Source organism: Mucilaginibacter sp. P5_A4 (assembly GCF_056400605.1).
Window position 1 is genome coordinate 76,727 of sequence record NZ_JBFUKX010000018.1, and the last position, 21,055, is coordinate 97,781.

The 21,055-nt window shown below is 40.6% G+C and carries 17 protein-coding genes; 6 read left to right on the forward strand and 11 right to left on the reverse strand.

The window, feature by feature from the left end:
* The first annotated feature begins 86 nt into the window (after positions 1-86).
* Complete coding sequence (locus tag AC1DQW_RS13170) at positions 87-1,526, forward strand: DUF5723 family protein (protein WP_477454501.1); 1,440 nt, start codon at positions 87-89, stop codon at positions 1,524-1,526.
* 57 nt (positions 1,527-1,583) lie between these two features.
* Here the strand turns inward: AC1DQW_RS13170 and tsaB are convergent, their stop codons facing one another.
* The 4 genes from tsaB to rpmH form a co-directional block, all read right to left on the reverse strand.
* The gene (gene tsaB, locus AC1DQW_RS13175; protein WP_477454502.1) at positions 1,584-2,279 is read right to left on the reverse strand and encodes a tRNA (adenosine(37)-N6)-threonylcarbamoyltransferase complex dimerization subunit type 1 TsaB; all 696 of its coding nucleotides are present in this window, start codon (positions 2,277-2,279) and stop codon (positions 1,584-1,586) included.
* Between the two features lie 83 nt (positions 2,280-2,362).
* Positions 2,363-2,605, reverse strand: coding sequence for a membrane protein insertion efficiency factor YidD (yidD, locus tag AC1DQW_RS13180; protein ID WP_477406619.1), 243 nt, complete (start codon positions 2,603-2,605; stop codon positions 2,363-2,365).
* Positions 2,602-3,003, reverse strand: coding sequence for a ribonuclease P protein component (rnpA, locus tag AC1DQW_RS13185; protein WP_477454503.1), 402 nt, complete (start codon positions 3,001-3,003; stop codon positions 2,602-2,604). Before rnpA ends, yidD begins: the two co-directional genes overlap by 4 nt.
* 79 nt (positions 3,004-3,082) lie before the next feature.
* On the reverse strand, positions 3,083-3,241 hold the full coding sequence (rpmH, locus tag AC1DQW_RS13190; protein ID WP_184542896.1) for a 50S ribosomal protein L34: 159 nt from the start codon (positions 3,239-3,241) through the stop codon (positions 3,083-3,085).
* A 134-nt stretch (positions 3,242-3,375) separates the two neighbouring features.
* On the opposite strand from rpmH, the gene AC1DQW_RS13195 reads away from it, so the two are divergent.
* Complete coding sequence (locus tag AC1DQW_RS13195; RefSeq protein WP_477454504.1) at positions 3,376-4,254, forward strand: ChaN family lipoprotein; 879 nt, start codon at positions 3,376-3,378, stop codon at positions 4,252-4,254.
* A 91-nt stretch (positions 4,255-4,345) separates the two neighbouring features.
* On the opposite strand, the gene mscL is transcribed toward AC1DQW_RS13195, so the two are convergent.
* Positions 4,346-4,750: a large-conductance mechanosensitive channel protein MscL gene (gene mscL / locus AC1DQW_RS13200; protein ID WP_477419733.1), complete on the reverse strand. Its 405-nt coding sequence runs from the start codon at positions 4,748-4,750 to the stop codon at positions 4,346-4,348.
* Positions 4,751-4,902: 152 nt separating this feature from the next.
* On the opposite strand from mscL, the gene rpoN reads away from it, so the two are divergent.
* The gene (rpoN, locus tag AC1DQW_RS13205; RefSeq protein ID WP_477454505.1) at positions 4,903-6,378 is read left to right on the forward strand and encodes an RNA polymerase factor sigma-54; all 1,476 of its coding nucleotides are present in this window, start codon (positions 4,903-4,905) and stop codon (positions 6,376-6,378) included.
* Between the two features lie 238 nt (positions 6,379-6,616).
* Here rpoN and AC1DQW_RS13210 read toward each other — a convergent pair whose 3' ends face one another.
* The 3 genes from AC1DQW_RS13210 to AC1DQW_RS13220 all read right to left on the reverse strand — a co-directional run bounded on the left by AC1DQW_RS13210 (position 6,617) and on the right by AC1DQW_RS13220 (position 12,076).
* A complete protein-coding gene (locus tag AC1DQW_RS13210; protein WP_477454506.1) occupies positions 6,617-7,633 on the reverse strand; it encodes a PorP/SprF family type IX secretion system membrane protein in 1,017 nt (338 codons plus the stop codon).
* Positions 7,634-7,927: 294 nt separating this feature from the next.
* Positions 7,928-11,449 carry a PKD domain-containing protein gene (locus AC1DQW_RS13215; RefSeq protein WP_477454507.1) on the reverse strand — a complete coding sequence of 1,174 codons (3,522 nt, stop codon included), beginning with the start codon at positions 11,447-11,449 and terminating at the stop codon, positions 7,928-7,930.
* 174 nt (positions 11,450-11,623) lie between these two features.
* Entirely contained in the window at positions 11,624-12,076 is a 453-nt protein-coding gene (locus AC1DQW_RS13220) for a response regulator (protein ID WP_477454508.1), read from the reverse strand.
* A gap of 125 nt (positions 12,077-12,201) precedes the next feature.
* Here AC1DQW_RS13220 and AC1DQW_RS13225 point away from each other — a divergent pair, with 125 nt between their 5' ends.
* Positions 12,202-14,334, forward strand: a complete 2,133-nt coding sequence (locus AC1DQW_RS13225; protein ID WP_477454509.1) for a sensor histidine kinase — start codon at positions 12,202-12,204, stop codon at positions 14,332-14,334.
* 11 nt (positions 14,335-14,345) lie between these two features.
* On the opposite strand, the gene AC1DQW_RS13230 is transcribed toward AC1DQW_RS13225, so the two are convergent.
* The 3 genes from AC1DQW_RS13230 to AC1DQW_RS13240 form a co-directional block, all read right to left on the reverse strand.
* A complete protein-coding gene (locus tag AC1DQW_RS13230; protein WP_477419739.1) occupies positions 14,346-15,050 on the reverse strand; it encodes an NUDIX hydrolase in 705 nt (234 codons plus the stop codon).
* A gap of 498 nt (positions 15,051-15,548) precedes the next feature.
* Positions 15,549-17,309, reverse strand: a complete 1,761-nt coding sequence (locus tag AC1DQW_RS13235) for an ABC transporter ATP-binding protein (protein WP_477454510.1) — start codon at positions 17,307-17,309, stop codon at positions 15,549-15,551.
* Between the two features lie 36 nt (positions 17,310-17,345).
* Entirely contained in the window at positions 17,346-19,100 is a 1,755-nt protein-coding gene (locus tag AC1DQW_RS13240; RefSeq protein ID WP_477454511.1) for an ABC transporter ATP-binding protein, read from the reverse strand.
* Positions 19,101-19,474: 374 nt separating this feature from the next.
* Here AC1DQW_RS13240 and AC1DQW_RS13245 point away from each other — a divergent pair, with 374 nt between their 5' ends.
* Positions 19,475-20,080, forward strand: a complete 606-nt coding sequence (locus AC1DQW_RS13245) for a GNAT family N-acetyltransferase (RefSeq protein WP_477454512.1) — start codon at positions 19,475-19,477, stop codon at positions 20,078-20,080.
* A 283-nt stretch (positions 20,081-20,363) separates the two neighbouring features.
* Entirely contained in the window at positions 20,364-21,053 is a 690-nt protein-coding gene (locus AC1DQW_RS13250; RefSeq protein ID WP_477454513.1) for an ABC transporter ATP-binding protein, read from the forward strand.
* Positions 21,054-21,055: the final 2 nt, after the last annotated feature.

A 21,055-nucleotide genomic window follows, 5' to 3' on the forward strand; every position in this document is an offset into this window, starting at 1 on the left:
TTAATTTATTCTTTTTTATTGATATTCAATTTTGAATTTTATCTTTAAAAAATCATAGAAGACTAAGGCAAGGTGAGATATTATATATGAATAAGATTTTAATTATTTTTTTCTTTACACTCTTTTCCTTCTCGGTTTCTGCCCAGCAATTTTCACAGTACAATACAGGCACCCTTTATGATTCTTTTGAAAACCCCTCTGTAAGGTCATTCATACCAGATTCAAGCAGGCAATATGCATTCAATTTTTTTATACCAAACTTTGATGCTAACGCCTATGTAACCGGCAATATACAGCAAAGTGTAAAAAGCAGGCTATTTTCTGCTTACCCTTCGTATGGTTCGGGCAGGTTAACCGTGGGTGAGAGTAAAACAAACCATTTCAACGTTAATGTAAATGCGTACGCCATAATGCTTAAAGCATTTACCAGTCTTAACGGGGATGTTGAGATGGGTTTTTCATACCAGACAAAATTAGAATCCCGGGGGACTGTCAGTGATGAAACCATTGCCTTGCTTGACGGCGGTTCAAAATTTGTAAATGGTGCCGTATACAATAATATTTTCAACGATCATTTTTTGATGCAGTCCTACAACCAGTTAGGGTTTTCGTACCGGGAACGCATCAATAAACAGTTGGCGTTGGGTTTTAAAATAAGTGGCTTATTGGGTATTAAGTATTCAAAGTTTGATATTGATGGTTCGCGGGCTCAATTTAATCAGCTTACCAGCCAAGCAATTGTTACTATGCGTGGCCGTTATTATTCAAGCTATATACCAGGAGCCCCCTCTGCGCGTGATTATTTACCTACGTTTCGCAGCCCGGGAGCTGCCATATCATTAGGAGCATCGTATCTCACAGAGGATAAAATAACCATACAGGCTAATATTAAAGACCTCGGCTTTATTCACTGGAGCAGCCGGTCCGAAATATCTGATTTTAATAATACCGAAACTTATGGAGGCCTTACATCAGATCATCGTGAGGATAGTATTTATAATCATACTATGAATATATTAAATAGCTCCCCAATTAAAAAGTCGTTCACTACAAAAATAAATGCCAAAGCCGAGTTGAGTGCATCAAAAACTTATTGGATAGATTACGATAATAACTTTAAATACACACCAACACTTGTGGGCTCAAAGGAAGTATGGTTTACTGGTTTTACGGGGGCCCTTGTTAATCACCTGCAGTATCATAATTATACCGGCACGCTTACAGCCAGTTATGATGATATGAAGCTATTTAATATTGGGCTACAGTTTATGTATAAAAACCCTAATAGTGAATTTTACATAGGCAGCGAAAGACTGTTGAATACCGCCAGCTTTGCAATGGCAGCTTTAGGTAGCCAGACGCAAATAAGCCATAACGGCCCCTATTCGGGCATGGATCTGTATATAGGATTCTCGATGAAATTTGGGGCGGTAATTGAGCATCCCATGAATGCAAGCTATATCCCGATGGGCGAAAAGGGTTTTTTGGGCAGATTATGGGGCCGGATATTCAAAACGAATAAATAGCGTTTTATAGATGTGAGATATGAGATTTTAGACAAGTACTTTTCTCATATCTCACATCTATAAAACTTTCTTGCCGGCAATAAAATCTTTCAGATAATAGGGTTCAAAATACGCCACATCTTCAAAATCATTATTGCGGAACTTTTCGGCGGCCTTTTGGGTAAGGTAAGTTGCCGAATTTTCAAAACTACTTATAAACAGCGCATTAGGATTTGATCCTAAAACACGCTCACATTTATCGGCCCCATCACCAAAAAACAAAATCTGATGCCCCCTCAGCAGTTCGCTGAAACTATTTTCGTCAATAATATCAGCAGCAGTTGCTTTTAGCTTTTCACCGTAAGCGTTAAACACGGCACAATAAACTTCCATGCGGCGGGCATCTATCATGGGGCACAAAAGGGTGCCTTCGCTAATTACAATACCAGGATAATTATTAATAATACCGTAAGCCATAGCCTCTAGCGTTTCAATGGCTATAAGGGGTTTATCCAATGCAAAACAAAGTCCTTTGGCTGTTGATACCCCTATGCGCAAGCCTGTGTATGAACCGGGGCCGCAGCTTACCGCAATGGCATCCAAATCACGATAGCTATAACCGTTACCGGTTATCAGTTCTTCAGTAAATAAAGTAATTACTTCGGCGTGTTTGTTGCGCTCATTTACCTGCTTAAAAGCTAACACCTTTCCACCGGCAGCCAGGGCTACCGAGCAGGATGTTGTTGCAGTTTCAATTTGTAAAATGAGGCCCATGAGTTAAGTTTTGAATTCGGGATCTTGAGTTCTGAGATTTGAGTAACCACAAAATTAATTATCGCTTAAAATCTTGAACTGAATTATGGTACAGGGTCATGACCATGCCCACCCCAGGGGTTGCAGCTGGCAATCCTTTTTATGGTTAGCCATCCGCCTTTAAAGGCACCATATTTTTTTATAGCTTCTACACCATACTGCGAGCAGGTTGGTGTATACCTGCATGATGCACCTGTTAATGGCGAGATAAAATACTGGTATATTTTTATCAGCAGTATAAAAACACCTCCTATCAGCATTTTAATCAACCTCACCAGCGCCATCATACTATTGCATTGTTGGTAGCCACTAATTGTTCTGCAAGCTGGATTAACAGCTTTTGCATTTTTTTTTCGATCACGCTGTACGGGGCAATTTCTTTACCGATATAACCTACCGATAGCACTATAGTTTTATCGGCCGATTGCAACAAATTGTAAAGGCTTTGTTGCTTGTGCAGCCTGTACGATTCGCGCATACAGCGTTTTATTAAGTTACGGTCAACCGCACGCTTATAACGCCTTTTGGGTACCGAAAATAATACCTGTACGGGATATTGCTGTGGTTCGGTATGATACAACCACGAGGCTTTAAATGGGTAACACAAAAAAGAAGAGCCGCTATGAAAAAGCTTATCGATAAGCCTTTTATTACATAACCGTTCTTCTTTTTTAAAAGTATACATAGTTGCCTTATTGGAACCGGGATTTAAGCAGTTAATCGGTATCCATTGGTTTGCCTACCGGCAAACCAGCGCAACCGGTTTATGCTTTGTGACTACCCTCGTCAGAAACAGATAATCTTTTTCTGCCTTTAGCTCTTCTGGCTGCTAATATTCTCCTGCCGTTAGCAGTCGACATGCGTTCACGGAATCCGTGTTTATTTCTTCTTTTTCTTTGAGAAGGCTGAAACGTTCTTTTCATGGCTATTTTATTCTATTCGTCGTTTTAAAAACAAGAGCGCAAATGTAGTAATATTTTGAAACTTTTCAAACACTATTTTTCTTATTTGTCATTCCGTTTTAGTTAGTGTAAATTAAAGGTTTTAAAACCATAATATGAAATCAGCCGGCATCCTGTTACTAATGTATTTACCTTTTATAACCCTGGGCCAGGAAATAGCCGTTTCTCACTATAAAATATACAATACAGCTACCCAAAAAACGGCAACAATTGCCGATATTATCAGCAGTATGAACAAAGCCGATGTACTATTTTTTGGCGAAGAGCATAATGATTCTACCGGACATATACTGGAGTTTGAACTATTTAAAGAACTGGAACAACACTATCCGCATAAAACCGCCTTATCTATGGAAATGTTTAGCACCGATTGCCAACTGGTGCTCAACGAATACCTTGGCGGTCTCATTCGCGAGAAAAACTTAATCAGCGATGCCCGCACCTGGCCCAATTATAAAGATTACAGGCCACTGGTTGAACTTGCCAAACAAAGTCAGGTGCCTGTAATTGCTGCCAACGCGCCATCCCGGTACACCAATATGGTTACACGCGGTGGTTTGGGCAGTTTACAACAACTGGATGCACAGGCAAAAACTTACCTTGCTCCCCTGCCTATTGATACAGCTACCGGCGTGTACTATGATAAATTTGTAAAAATCATGGGCGGGCATAGTGCAATGGCCGGTATGCAAATCTATCAATCGCAAAACCTTTGGGATGCTACCATGGGATGGTCAATAGCTAAATTTTATAAAAGCCACTCCGGTTTTAAAATATTGCAGCTTAACGGAGGTTTCCACAGCGAAGAAAAATTAGGCGCAGCAGCCCAACTTAAAAAATATGCCCCCAATGTAAGGTTACTCACCGTGGCAGCCTATACCGATGACAATTTCGACAATCCTGATTGGACCAAATTTAAACAACTGGCAGACTACATTATTTTAACCGACCCAAAGCTCCCGCGAAGCTTTTAGGTAAAGTTTCGGGAAGTGGATTGCGCGGTACGGTTGCCTTAAATAAGCACATTTAAAATCTCGTCTCATGCAACACGAACCCCGCAACTGTTTATTTCTTCGCCGCTAACAAATCACGGATCTCGGTAAGTAAAATTTCTTCTTTTGTGGGTACCGGTGGTTCTTCCGGAGCGGCTTCCTCTTTCTTTTTAAGGGTGTTTATCCCCTTTACGATAAGAAATATACAGAAAGCTACGATCATAAAATCGATCACGTTGTTGATAAACAAACCGTAATTGATAGCTGTTTCAGGCACTTTATCTACTGCTGGTTTAAGCACATACTTAAGATTTTTAAAATCAATACCACCGGTAGCCAAACCAATTGGCGGCATAATGATATCAGCTACTAATGATGTAACAATTTTACCAAAAGCAACGCCAATGATAACACCCACTGCAAGGTCAACAACGTTGCCGCGCATGGCGAATTCTTTAAATTCTTTTACGATAGCCATAAGATTTATATTTAGTTATCTAAAGTAACGAATAAATTTTTATCGTATCCAAACAAATTATTTCATTTTGCATTTATCGTCATTACTCCAATTACTTATAAGTTATTTTAAAGTTAATGGTAATTGATGTATTTTTGAACACTACGTTAATTATGCTTAAACAGAATCTTCAACAAAAACTTTTACAAAAGCTCTCGCCGCAACAAATACAATTTATAAAATTGCTGCAGGTGCCTACCGTTTCGCTTGATACCCGCATCAAAGAGGAACTGGAAGAAAATCCTGCGCTTGAAGATCTGAGTTTAACTAATCTAAACGAGCCAGTTGAGGAATACCCCGACCGCGACCCTGATGAAGACACCTTTAACGGCGATGAAGAAAAGGGGGAAATGGATGAGTTCAACATTGATGACTACCTGCAGGATGATAGCGTGAATGATTACGGATCGCGCTATGACCAAAATGGCGATGATGAAGATGAGCGTAAAGAAATCCCTATCGCGGTTCAGAGCTCGTTTTTTGAGAGCCTGCAGTTACAGCTCGATTTGCTTCCCTTAAGTGATAAAGACTTCAGGATAGGCAAACAGATTATAGGAAGCCTGGATGACGATGGTTACCTGCGCAGGCCCATCATGTCGCTTACTGATGACCTCGCCTTCTCGCAAAATATAATGGCTGAGGACGAAGAGGTTGAGGACATGCTGAAGGTGATACAGGGCTTTGACCCGGCTGGTGTAGGCGCACGAAGCCTGCAGGAATGCCTGCTGATCCAACTCCGCAAAAAGGATCCTAACGACCCCATCATCAAAAAAGCCATTATTGTTGTTGAACAGTATCTTGATGAATTTACCCGCAAGCATTATGATAAGCTGGAAAAATCGCTAAACATGGACTCTGACGAGTTACGCGGTGTTATCAACGAAATTTTAAAGCTAAACCCAAAACCAGGCGATTCAAACGAGGTGAACACCAAGCAAATGCAGGTGATACCCGATTTTCATATCATCAATAATGATAGTGTATTAATACTTACACTAAACTCCAAAAATGCTCCCGAACTGCGCGTAAGCAGATCATACCAGGAGATGTTTCAGCATTATGATAAAGCTGCACAAAAGGATAAAAAACTAAAGGAGGCAGTGCAGTTTGTAAAGCAAAAGCTCGATTCGGCAAAATGGTTTATTGATGCCATTAAACAGCGTCAGCAAACTTTACTAAAAACAATGAACGCCATTATGCAGTACCAGTACGAATTTTTCCTGACAGGCGACGATAAAAATTTAAAACCCATGATCCTGAAGGATATTGCCGACAGGATAAATATGGATATCTCTACCGTATCGCGGGTGGCCAACTCAAAATACGTACAAACCGAGTTTGGTACTTTCCTGCTAAAATCCTTCTTCTCGGAAGCAATTCAAACCGAAAGCGGCGAGGAAGTTTCAAACAAAGAAGTTAAAAAGATACTGGAAGAACACATTGGCAACGAGGACAAACGCCACCCGCTGGCTGATGAAAAACTTACCGATATACTAAAAGATGCAGGTTACAACATAGCCCGCCGTACAGTAGCCAAATACCGCGAACAAATGAACATCCCGGTTGCAAGATTAAGAAGAGAGCTGTAGATGTGCAGATTTCAAATTACAGATGTGCAGATTTGAAAATAACAAATAGACACAGATGGAAATAATGTGATTTACCATTTTAAATTATATGCACATTTAAAATCTGCATATCTGCACATCCGAAGCTCAATCATCTGCACATTTGAAATCTGCATATCTGCACATCCGAAGCTCAATCATCTCCATATTTGATCTCTGCATATCTGCGCATCAAGAGCCCCTTCAGGGGGTTGGGGGACTAAAACGTATGTTGTGGGCAGGTAACTTTATACCGGTTATTCAGCAGTATCCCTATTACAATTTCATGTGAGCCGTTACTTACTGTATTAAGCGCCGACGTGGTAAAATCATAGGAGTAACCCACATTTACAAATGAGCTGAGGTTGAAGCCTACCAAGGCCGCAAACGAATCGTTACGACGGTAAGAGCCTCCTATCCAGAATTTATCCTGGAAAGACATTTTCAGATTCAAATCAAACGTTGTAGGTACCGGCTGAATCACCTTTACCAGTACCGACGGGATAAGTGTTACATCATCTGATAAAAAGAGCTTGGTGCCTGCCGTGAAGAAGTAATGGGGTACAGTTTTATTTTTTGTTGCACTGGTTGAAGTAGTTACATATAAGTTTTGAGGTAATACCTGTTGTACCGATACACCAAAAAAGTAATCAGATGCATAAGCCCATACCCCTATTCCCAAATCAGGTTTCCATTGATTATTATTGATGTTGTTCAATATGGGGTCCGTTTCGTCGGCAAAGTGAACCTGCGAAAGGTTTAGCACATTGTGGCTCACGCCAGCAGATACACCAACTGCCAGGTTGAGCCTATCGGTAATACCAAGATGATAAGCGTAGGTAGCATTAATATTGGTTTGTGTGATAGGACCCGTTTTGTCTGATACCAGAGTAAGCCCGATACCATGGTGCGGCTCGGCAGCCTGGTATTGCTGTGTGTACGATCTGCTCGACGGATTAAGCCCTCCGCCTGCCGGGAAAGCCGTTGCGTCTCCCTGTAAAAACTTATTCCCAATGGGTGCATTTACAGTTAAATAGCCTGTTACCGGGGCGCCTTCAAGCCCTGTCCACTGGCTCCGGTAACCAGCTTTCACATCAGTATAATTTTCAATACCGGTTAAAGCTGGGTTCAAAAGGTAGTTGTTAAAAATATATTGGGTGTACTGCGGTTTTTGCTGTGCATCAACAAATTGTATACCGGCTACAAAAAAAACAATTGTGTATAAAATTCTTTTCATTATTTGTCTAATGATGGTTACATATCCCGGAACAACCTTACGTCCGTTTTTAGTGTTTATTATATAATATCCGGTTCCGGATGGAAAATTATTTCCATTATTTCTACTATTACGGGGTATGCTGTAACCAATTGACGAATATAAACCTTTCTCCGTATCTGTTGTATACATCTACCGTATAAATCAAACAATTTTCTAAATTTTCGCTCTTCCCGTAATCATTTTACCGTACCTACAGAAAGGAAAGAGTGCTATCGAAAAAAACTATTAAATCTGCGCTTTCGTTAAGGTTGGTTACCTGATGATAGTTATGCTGCCAGAAACAGCCTTACGCCCGTTTTTTGGGTTAATGATATAATAATACGTTCCGGTTGAAAGATAACTGCCCTTGTACCTGCCATCCCATGGAATTGTATAACCCATTGAAGAATATATTTTTTCGCCATACCTGTTAAACACATCAACGGTATTATTAGGGTAGTCACCCAGGTATTTAATTTCCCACAGGTCATTTTTGCCATCGCCATTAGGTGTAAAAGCATTGGGTATAACAAGGTACTTTAATACTTTAACCGTAACACTGGCCGTACTTGAGCAACCTTCCTCCGAGGTTACCATCAGGCTGTAGTCTGTAGTTTCGGTTAAGGTTACCGTTGGGTTTAATACGTCATCATGATTTAAACCTGTTGATGGATACCATTTATAGCTTAAATTATGACCGCTTGCCTGAGCCTTCAAAATAACCTGGCTTCCTTCAAGCACGATAACAGGCCCATCTGCCGATACCGTTGGTGAAGGATAAACCAATATCTGCTGTTTCACTGTATCGGGGCAGCTGTTTTGGGTTGAATAAATATAACTTATCTCGGCCGTACCCGTACCGGCTATCGAAGGATCAAACAAACCACCGGGATTTATTCCTTTACCCGAAAACACGCCTTTGCCCATTGGTCCTACGATATTTAAAGGTGCAAGCTGCACAGGCTTATCCTCGGGGCAAACAGCGGGCGCCTGGGCAAATGTTATTATATGTGCCGCTTTTACAACAACGTTAAAATCCTGGATACTGGTACACACCCCGCCAGAATAGGCAGCCACGTGCACACTGAAGGTGTGGTCGCCATCGGTAAACATGGGGTAAGTATAACGTAGTTGCTGGCGATAAACCGGGTGTTCATAAACCCTCAATGATGTGGCATCAGCTGTGTTAAAAGTAACCTCAAGCCGGGTAATACTGCCGAAATTTACAGTTGACCTATTTTCAAAAAACACCTCTTTGTTGCTACACAAAGCAGCAGGATCAGGCACAACAACATTCGCCTTAGGAATATCGCCGTTAACAACAAATGTTTGTGTTTTGGTATACGTACACCCGTATTTTGTGGTAACCTTTAAGGTTACCTGGTAATCATTTCGTGCTTCGGTATAATGATGCCTTGGATTTTTTTCTGTCGATGTATTATCTGCGGCACTGGCATGCATGTCTCCAAAATTCCATTGGTAAGTAAAACCGGATTCGGTATGATCGCCAATCATACTGTTATCTTTAAACTCAACCAGATCGGCAACACAAGCATCGGGTAAAATAAAATCAACCACTGCAATATCACTTATTTCTATTGCTTTTACTTTTGGCAAGCCCATACAACCGCCTGCGTTAACCACCGTTAATTTCACGGTATAAGTTCCGGCTGCTTTGTAAACGTGGGTAAATGGGGTATTATCAGCTTTTTCGACTACCGCGGTACTATCGCCAAAATCCCATAACCATTTTGAAATAGTACCATCACTGCTTGTGGAATGATCTGTAAAGGTTATATCCCGGGCGGGGCAATACGGAGCCAAAAAGTCAAAATTGGCAACGGGTAAATTAGTAATGTTAACCAGTGTTTGATCTGATACATCGCCACAGCCATTTTCGTTGATAACAGTTAGCCTTACATTGTAAGTACCGGTATGCTCATAAACATGCGACGGATTTTGTACAACATCGGTATGTCCATCGCCAAAATCCCATAACCGTGTTTTGGTTTCGCGGCCATAGGTTTGTGATGTATCCCTAAAAAAAGTAGTATCGCCTAAACATGAACCTGCAAAACTAAGCCTTGCCACCGGTGGAAGAGCCATATTAAAATCAAGTTCAACGTCTTCGGCCGAGCCACATTCATCGGCTATGGGGTTAAATACGGTTGCCACCACGCTGTAATTTCCGGTTGTGTATATTTTATCATCCCGGTATTCATACAAATAGAGTGTTTGATCGCCCCTAACGGTAGTTGATTTAACAAGTGGATTACTATCAAGGTAGGTAGTACCGTTTTTAAAATCCCATTTAATGCTGGTTGTTTTAAAAGGCAGGGTTAACTGGAGCCTGTAGGTTGCACCTGTACACCCATTTAGTTGCGAGGTACTGCTTTGCGGATCTTTCAGGGCTATAAACTCGGTAAGGTTTTTAAGGTTGGCGCCGGCCGCGTACCCATATGATTCGGCGTTGCCAAAACCATAGGCTATGGCGTTAAAACCATCAGAGGCGCTAATGTGGTGCACGCCATTATTAACTGCAATTTGTGCATATGAATAAACGGGGTTGCCGGCAACAGGTACAAATTTTGTATACGGACTGCCATCAAGTGCAAAAGTGGGTACTGCGCTTGTTTTAATAACTATATTAATAAAATTATTAATGATTCTGAAATTACCGGTCGAATTTAAGGTTACATGATCAAGCGTTTGCTCAAACGGATTAAGATATATCATTTCAGGATCCCCGGTATCCTGATTTGCATCAACACAGTTAATAGTTTTAAATTGTGTTACAGCATATTGAACAACCTGTACCTGTTTATTGGCACTAATAATGTTGGGGGCGTCTGAATTAAATTCGTAATAAAGCCCCCCAGTAAAATCCGATGGCAGAAGGTTACGTCCATTTAAATTTACAATAGTATTAGGATCGCTCAATATGATCCTGAAAACATCGTAATTCCGGCTTTTTAAAGGCGCTGTGATATAGTTTTTTCCCCAGGAGGCAGTTGGATATACCTGCTGAAAAAGATTATCAGATGTGTTATTTACCGTATTGCAACCTATAAGTATTTTTGAACTGCCAGAAAACACAGCTACTTTTTTACAAGAACCAGCCTGTGTACTTATTGTACGGATGCGTGTGCCGGTAAGGTCATTATCTGCAAGGCCCTGGTATACCTGGCCTTTGTTTAAAATTATAGTAAACGGTTTTCCCGGGGGCTCGCCGTTAAGCAAATATGTTTTGGGTGTTATTTCAACGGTGGTATTATCTTCGGTGCCAATAACCGCAAATGTTGAATAGGACGCTTTTTTTTCGGTTATGAGCGAATTGGATAATTGGGTGTAATTAATAGATACATAATCCTTACCAAGCACATTTACCGGCAGTAAAAGGGTTGCCCCCGAAACGCTTTGCGCAAAAATGTGGGCGTAAACGGCTATAGGCTTTTGTGAAGTGATATGAATCCCTTTAGTAGAAAAACCTTGCTGATTTAAAAAAGCGCTTGCCGGTATTGAAACTGTCAGAATGCCCCTGGCAACTACATCATAGCTTTCAGAAAATGAACCATCGGCAATAACCACGTTTACCGTCGTATTAACATCGGCTGTAATATAAAGGTTCATCTTGCTCACATTACCCCTGGGATCTGTGGTTGTTGGGGAAGTAATATGATCCATGTACACCGTCCAAAATTCGGTTCCCTGGTTTGAAAAACCACCCTGTGCATGGGCACCTAAACTACAGCACAGTAAAATAAAGACCGAAACTATCGCCCGTAAAAATTTCACCCTGGTATAAATGTTTAATTGGCCTTTATTTATCTAAATGGTTAAATATAAAACTACTTTTTTAAAAAACGTAATGTTATAGCTGTTATACCAGGGATATAAGGTGAGAGATGTAGAACGTGGGATTTTAAATTGCAGTCATAGCTATCATTCCGGCAAATCCCTGCCAGTACCTCACGACTTGCCAGCCTTAATAAGTGCTTCAAGTTCAAAGTTGGCTATTTTCAGTTTATTGATAAGCTCTTTATTTTCTTTCCGTAATTCATATATTTCAATGGCATTTTGAATGTAAATTTTAAGCTCGTTGTTCTGCCATGGTTTTACAAGATATTTGTATACCTGCCCCCTGTTAATAGCATCCATTACGGCATTAACATCCGAAAAACCTGTTAAAAGTATCCGGATAGTATCGGGGTATATAGGTAAAATTGATTCTAAAAATTCAATACCTGTGGTATCAGGCATACGCTGATCAGTAATTATCACGCCAATTTCCTGGGCGAGCAGCACCTGGCGACCTTCGGCAGCCGACTGGGCTGTGTAAATATTAAAATTTCTCCTGAATGCCGCCTTAAAACTATTCAGATTATTTATCTCATCGTCAACATACAACACTCCTACGGACATAGTAATAATTTAGGTTAAATAGGCTTTTAATAATTGGTTATAAAGTCAAATGTATTGAAAGTTTTATTTTCTTCGCATTTTTATTATAATTATGCTTGATTATGTGCAAAACCCCGATAGTAAATATGAAGAAAATATTAATAGCCGCGTATTTACTATTATTAAATACTATAACTTTTGCCTATAATACAGATACGTTGGTTGTTTATGAAAACACATCGCAACTGCTAAACAACCATTATTTTTATGAACTTGATGATCCAGGTGCACACCTATCAATAAACCAGGTTTTAAAAAGCCCTGGTTTTCATCCAAGCAGCAACTCCCTGCCTATTTTAAAACATTACAAATCAGCAACGTGGATAAAGTTCAATCTTAAAAACAACGACACAAAACCTTTTATAATCATTAGTATCGATCCAAGTATTATTGATGAATTTGATCTTTATTATTCTGACAAGAAAGACTTTAAAACACATCACTTTGCAGCAGAAGACCAGCAGAATGAGCTTGAATCCCGAAATATTAACTATATAAGATGTCCTATAGCACAGGGAGCGTCAAATACTATTTATTTACGTATTAAAAGTAATCTCCCCGCGGTAATACCTGTAAAAGTTTACAGCGAAGTAACCTTTATTAAAAGCAGGAATATTGAAAACATAATATATGGTGCATTTATAGGCATATTGCTTCTCAGTGCATTCTACAACTTACTGCTGCTTTTCATAGTTGGCGACATGAGCTACCTATATTATATATTTTACATTATTTTTCTTGGCGCTTCGCAAACACTGCTGCGTGGTTATGGAAATTATTTTACCGATAATAAAATTTTTATAAACAATTATATCACACCATTGGTAAGAATGTGCTTTGGTTTATCGGTATTACTTTTTACCGGGGAATTTTTACAGCTAAAACAAAATTTAAATAAGGGCTACAAAATTCATTTACTGTTATATGCATTGTTCGCCATAGTTTTTGTTGTCATTTTAGGTGGCTTTGTAGCTTTTGCCTATAGTTTAGTTAACTGGGGTTTGGTACTTACTGCAATGTACCTGCTTTTTATTGGTTCACAACTTTACTTAAAGGGATTTAAACCGGCAAAACTGTTTATGCTGGCCTGGAGTTTATTTTTAATAAGCCTGCTACTTTCCTTTGCACGCAATAAAGATCTTATACCTTACAATGCATTTACTGCCAATATTATACCCCTGGGTTTGGTAATTGAACTCATTTTATTTTCGGCGGCATTGGCCGATAAAATCAATTTTTACAGAAATGAAAAAATTGACATTCAAAATTTTGCAATAGCAGTAGCCAAGGAAAATGAACGTTTAACAATACAGCAGAATATCCTGTTGGAAAATAAAGTAAAAGAACGTACGAATGAGCTCATCAGCGCCAATAAAGATCTTTCCAGCACCATTGATAATCTTAAAAACACACGACATCATTTGGTTGATACCGAAAAAATGGCATCATTAGGCAGACTTACCGCTGGCGTTGCCCATGAAATTAATAACCCCATAAATTTTGTAAGTTCAAATGTAAAACCCCTCAGGCTCGATTTTGATGAACTGTTTTTATTATTGAATAAATATGAAGAGCTTCTAAAAAAAACAGGTGATAAAGAACTTGTTCAGATAGCCAATACCCACAGGCAAAGCATTAATCCTGATTTCATAAAAAACGAAATAGCCATTTTACTTAACGGTATTGAAGAAGGGGCAAAACGCACTGCCGAAATTGTAAAAAGCCTATTCACTTTTAGCAATACAGATGGGCAGGTGTTAAAAAGACTCGATATAAATAAAGCCATACACGCCAACCTGCTTATTTTAAAGAGTACCATCCCATATTATATCGAAATTAAAACAGTTTTAAATACCCTGGAGCCCTTAAACTGCTACCCCGGCAACATCAACCAAATATTTATTAACCTGATAACCAACAGCGTTTATTCTATAACAGCAAAAGAACAACACCAAGACGATAAAATAACAATAATTACCCGGGACGTTATCGGCTATATTTCTATTGAAATAAAAGATACAGGTATTGGCATGAGCGATGAAACAAAAGAACGCATATTTGAGCCTTTTTTTACTACTAAGAACATTGGCGAGGGTATCGGCCTGGGTTTATTTATAGTATTTGGTATTATTGAAAAGCACCACGGCAGTATTGATGTAATATCATCGCCCGGCGAAGGCACAACATTTATTATAAAGATCCCTAAAAATTTAACCTGATATTTTTCTTCCTAAAAAAACTTCTCGGGATTTGGCACCAGGTTCAGGAACGATTCAAAGTTTTGGGCGTAGTTTGATTGATCAAGCTTATAATAAAATGCCCCTTTTTTTGATGATAGCTTATCTTTTTCGGGCTGTTTCACCAGCAAGCCTGTTGACAATAACTTGCGGCTGAAGTTCCTGTCGTCAAATTTGGTTTGATACACCCCTTCATACAATGCCTGTAATTGCGGAATGGTAAATTTTTCGGGCAGCAACTGGAACAATATAGGGTGAAGTGCAGCTTTGTAACGCAATTGTCTTAACGCCAGTCTTACCATTTCGGCATGGTCGAATATCAGGTCGGGCATTTCATCCAGTAAAAACCATTCGGGATGAAACTCTTCACTTAGCTGTTTTTCGTATTTATGAATATCAATAAGTGCGAAATACGCGATAGACAAGGTACGTTCAACCGGGTCACGCTCCGGGCGGCCAAATACCTGGAACTGCTCCATATAAACATTTTTAAGCCCGGTACGTAATTCCAGTACGCGGTTGGCAGCGTCACCCGGCGACTCCGAAGGCTGTATAAATCCCCCCATCAGGCTCCATTTGTGTTTTTCAGGTTCAAGGCCACGCTGTACAACTAATAGCTTAATGTTCCAACCATCAAACCCAAATATGATACAATCGGTTGCCACCAACATGCGTTTCTGGCCGCTATACTTCTGCATAATTTAGTTTAGTTTAGAGTTTATTTACAAGTGTAAAAATAATTATGCAATTTTTTATTGTAAAACGGACAACTATTTTTTGAGAAAAGAAAAACCGTATTACCCATGCCGGCGACACCTTGCTTAAAACCTGGCAGCGCTGAAAAAACTCCCGAAAAACTGCGTTTTTTTATCGTTTAAAATGACACTTTTTGTATACCTTTCATACACCTGCCAATCACTTACCAGAATCGGCCAAACCTCTTTTGATTACCCTTATAACCCGCGGTCACAATCATGTTTCTCAGAAGCTGTCTAAAAATAAAAAAACAGACCGTCATTGCGAGGTACGAAGCAATCCCCGACTACGCAGATCGGAATTGCAGAGCTACCCTGTATGGCGGGGATTGCTTCGTACCTCGCAATGACGCGTGAATATACGCTTCATTAGAAGTATAAAAACATTAATAAAATCAAATTTAGACAGCTTCTTAGCTTTAATCTACTTGTCACTATCCGCTAACTCACTCTTTTCCCCTTCAGCAGCATAGCCATAGCATCATCCAGCGATCCCGCGCGAATCACCTCGCCCGAGTTAACAAAATATATCTCATCGGCATTTTCAATAGTGTTAAGGCGATGGGCAATAATTACCCGTGTTGTGGTTTCGGGCAGTTTATCAAGAATGTCACTCAACAATTTTTCGGTAATGGTATCAATATTGGCGGTGGCCTCATCTAATATCAGGATCTGCGGATTACGCAGTACAGCCCGCATAAAGGCTATCAGCTGCTTTTGACCAAGGCTGATACTGTCTCCGCTTGATAATACCGGGGTTTCCAGTCCGTTCTCAAAAATAGCCAGCAGGCTGCCCAGGCTGGCGTCTTTTATAACCTGCTCCAGTTGTTGGTTAGTATAGTCCTTGTACAGCTCATTACTGTATAAAATATTGTCTTTAACGGTACCGCTAAACAGGAAAGGCTCCTGCAAAATAAAGCCTATCCTAAGGCTGCGCTCTTCGGCAGTATAGGTCCTGATATCTTTTCCATCAAGCAGGATCAATCCTTTCGATGGATCATATAAACGGGCTATCAATGATGCTGTAGTGGTTTTACCGCCGCCTGTAGGCCCAACCAGGGCATATGTTTTACCCTGCTCCAGTTTAAAGCTTACATGGTGCAATATCTCCTTGCTTTCGTCATAGCTAAAATACACATCTCTAAATTCCAGTAAAGCGGCGTTTGAGTCTGTTAGGCCTGCTTCCATCCGGGGCAGGTCGCTTTCGAGCGCCAAAATCTGCGATATCCTGTCCCAACCTGCCATTGCCAGTTGAAAGTTTGACCATAAGGCCGCCAGTTGCCTTAACGGGTTATAAAAAAGCGTGGTGTACGATAAATAACTTACCAGCAGACCAATAGAAAACTGCCCGTGGCTAATAAGATAAATACCAAAAGTAAGTACTATCAATTGTGCTATGCTGGCAAATAAGCCATAAACAGGCACAAAAACGTTATTAGCCAAACCAGCGCTAATGGCTGTTTTATAATTTTGCTTATTAACCATATCAAAGCGTTTCCTGAAATAATCGCGCCGGTTAAAAGCAATGATCACCTTAAAATTACTAAGGCTTTCCTGGATCTCGCCGCTTAAGCCCCCGGTACTTTTAAGGTTAGCCGCGTTTTTACTTTTTATCCATGGCGATAGTATCAGCGTTAAAAAAAGGATAATCAATACCGGCGATAAAGCCGCTGCGCCAAGCTCGGGATGTATCAGCAGTAAAAATATACCCGCACCTATCATGGTAGATATATTGCCAATAAACTGCATCAGCGATTGCGAGAAAAACTGGTTTAGCTTATCGGTATCATTATTTACCCTCGATATCAGGTCGCCCGCTTTGTTCTGGTTAAAAAAGCCAACCGGCAATTGCTGTAGTTTGTTAAATATAGAGTTACGCAGCGTAAACAACATCCGCTGCCCTACCCCACCCATCAGCGTAGTTTGTTTGTAACTGGTAAACAGGGCGACAGTGTACATGCACAGCAACAAAATAGCATTATGAATAACACCGTTAAAATTTTTATGCAGCACATAACTATCAAGGGTATGCCCAATAATAAGCGGCCCCAACAGGTTTAGCGTCGAATTGATAAGTATGGCAATAACCGCTATAATAAGCGTTCGCTTTTCGTGCGATATAAGTTGAATCAGCTTTTTAAGCCCGGCAAAGGTTGATGTTTTTTGCGCTGTTTTACTAAGCTGGTTAAGATCGTAGTTCATTGTATTTTAATATTTTTCAGGTAGTAACTTTGGTAGTTAATGAGCAACGCCAGTTTCGTAATTGCTGGTACTTTGCTGCGAGTTGAAGATCTGCACATAATCGGGACTGGTTTTCATCAGATCCCTGTGCACGCCGCGGGCCACAATTTCGCCTTCTGTAAGCAGGATGATCTGGTCGTAATGCTCAACAGAGGCTATTTTTTGTGTTACAGATATCAGCGTTAAACCCGGATAGTTTTTTTGAATATTGGCCAGTATCTTCTTCTCGGTATTGCCATCCACCCGCGCTGTAAAATCATCAAGCAATAAAACCCTGGGATTTACAGCCAGCGCACGGGCCAGCATGATCCGCTGTTTTTGACCGCCCGATAAACTCGATCCACGTTCGGATACTATGGTATTTAAGTGTTCGGGTAAACTGCCAATAAAGTCTTCCAATTCTGCGGTATTAATAGCTTTCTGTAACGATTCATCGGTTACCGTATCGCTAAATGCAATATTCTCGCGAATGCTCATATTAAATATGATACTATCCTGGAAAACAAAACCCACCTGGCTATGAAATGATTCACTATTGTATACAGCAATGCTTTTGCCATCAAACAATACTTCGCCCTCGCTGGCATTTATAAGCCCGGTGAGTAAATAAAGTAATTGCGATTTGCCGGCTGAGGTTGGGCCAATGATAGCAATTTTTGAACCTGCCGCTACTTTTAATGATATGTTTTTTAACGCGAACTTTTGCCCGTAAAGTACCGATACATTTTTGAGCTCCACATCTCCCTTAAGCGTTTCTTTCAGCGAGCCGCCTTCAGCAACATCGGGCGCATCCAAAACAACGCTGATACGTGTAAACGATGCGGTGGCCTGTGCTATCAGGTTGCTCATAAAACCTAAAATAAATATCGGGAATATAAACAGCGATAAATAACTGTTAAAAGCGGCAAAATTACCAAGGCTCATACTGCCGGCTATTACAAAATGCCCGCCCATTACCAAAATGGTTAAGGCCGCCAAATTGGCTGTAAAGGTTACTATAGGTATTAACCCTGCAAAAAAACCTAATATTCTTAAACCATAATCTTTAGCTTCGGTATTGGCACTCAAAAACTTATTATATTCCAGTTGCTGCGAGTTAATAACCCTGATGAGCGCTGCCCCCAGGATACTTTCGTTTATCACCTTATTAAGCTGATCAATAACGCCGCGGCTTTTTATGAACAGCGCCCTTACCTTTTTTAAAACATACGCAAATGTGCCGCCAATAATGGGGATAATAGCAATAACCGCCAGCGCCAGTTTCCAGTTAATGGTAAGCAGCATTACGCTGCAGCCAATGATGATAAACAGCGATGATACAATAGAAACCAGTGCCTGCGAAACAAACAATTTTATAGATTCAACATCGGCAGTAAGGTTGGTTAATAGCTTGGATGGATTGGCCTGCTCAATAAAGGCATAGCTTTGGCGCGAAATTTTATCCGAAAGCCTTTGTCGCAGGTCTCTGGCCACACGCTCCGAGGCATAAGTTTGGATAATGGTTTGCAGATAGCCAAAAACAAAGATAAACAGCGTGGCTATGGTGAATTTTTTAACAATATCATCCAACACAAACTGCTTATGGGTATAGGCATCAATACCGTTGGCAATTATCCTGGGTAGCCAAAGATTGATACCATTGGCCAATAACGCGAACAATAACAGCAGCGATACCAGGCCCATATAGGGCTTAAGCAGACTAAAAACACCGGGAGGTTTACTATTTGGCTGTGGTTTGGTTTCTGGTTGCATATTTTGTTTGATAATTAGCTGCCTGTAATATTTAAAATACAGGCAACACTGGTATTATTTCGGTAAAAGTAAAAATTAAAGGAACTCCTTGGTATTAAATTATTCCCTTATTTGTTATGACGATTGAAAGCCTAATACATTTTACCAGGATTTTGAGATTTTTCAGGATTAACAGGATTCTATCCAGAGAAATCGCTTTTCGGCTTTATCCTCAAAAAGATTGCCCATTACTTTGTCTTAAAATGAATTTACACCGCTCCAGAGGAGCAGAAGCTTTGTAGAATCTGACAAGTTGTTATTTTTGAGCTCCAGAGGAGCTCTACCTATTGAACATCATCTGTAAAAAAGTTTTAAAAGCTATAAAAACATTATCAATGATCTCACTTTTTGACCCGGAAGCTACCTACATTTTAGAAGATGAAAGGGTATTGCTGCGCCCGTTAGCGGCCGATGACCTGGAATACCTGCTGCCCTTCGCTATTAACGAACCGGATACATGGAAATACTCCAACGTAAGCGCAAAGTACGAGGAAGGCATGACGCGCTATATAACGGCAGCCTTAAAAGCGCGTGCAGAAGGCCGTGAATATGCTTTTGTTGTTATTGATAAAACTACTGGTGAATATGCAGGCAGTACCCGCTATTACGATATTCAGCCAGGCTTAAATAGCCTGCAGCTGGGTTACACCTGGTACGCCGAAAAGTTCAGGGGATCGGGCTTAAATAAACACTGTAAATTCCTTTTGCTGCAATTTGCTTTTGAAGAATTGAATATGGTCCGCGTAGAATTCAGGGCCGATGCACGTAATGAACGCAGCATAGCCGCCATGAAAAGCATCGGCTGCCAGGTAGAAGGCATTTTACGCAGCAACATGCCGCTGGAAGACGGCGGCAGGCGCGATTCCATTGTGCTTAGCATCTTAAAAGATGAATGGGAAAATGGTGTTAAGGTGAATTTAAAGGCAAAGTTGTTGAGGTAATGCTATTAAGTTAAGGGATTTTTCACGCAAAGACGCAGAGACGCAAAGAATAGCAGGAAATCGCTTAATGAGTAGTTAACAATCTTCAAGGCTTTGCGTCTTCGCGTCTTTGCGTGACTTAAGTTTTAGATATTTCTCCCGGGATCTTAAAAAAACACGGCCATGTCATTAAATTAAAAAACTTACCTGTTTACAGCTATAAATGGCTCAATTCCCGGATATTTATGCAAATCGATATAGTAACAAATTGGTTTGTAAATTATCCTAACATAAAAATTATCCTTTGGAAACTATTCTTAATATTTTAAACCTCAGTAAAACTTACCACAGCGCCGGGCGTACGCTTACGGTACTTAATGATATCAACTTCGCTATAACCGAAGGTTCAACCAACGCCATTGTTGGCCCATCGGGCAGCGGCAAAACTACCCTGCTGGGCTTATGTGCCGGGCTCGATCGTTCAAGCGCCGGCTCTGTAGAACTAAACGGCATTAACCTTGGCAATTTAACCGAGGACCAGCGGGCGCAGGTACGTAACCAGCATGTGGGTTTTATATTCCAGAATTTTCAATTGTTGCCTACACTTACCGCATTGGAGAATGTGATGGTGCCTTTAGAGCTCCGGAACGAAAAAAACATTAAAGCCAGGGCGCTGGACCTGCTGGATAAAGTTGGCCTGGCCGACCGTGGTCACCACTACCCTGCTCAATTATCGGGCGGCGAGCAGCAAAGGGTATCGCTTGCACGTGCCTTCTCCAACTCGCCCAGGATTCTTTTTGCCGATGAACCAACCGGTAACCTGGACGCTGAAACCAGCGAAAAGGTGGTAAAACTAATCTTCGACCTGAATAAAGAGGCCGGCACCACACTGGTTTTGGTAACGCACGATCTTGACCTTGCAGCCAGAACACAACGCATCATCAGGATACGCGGCGGCAAACTGGTATCTAACGAAAAAACAATTAACGGGTAAGC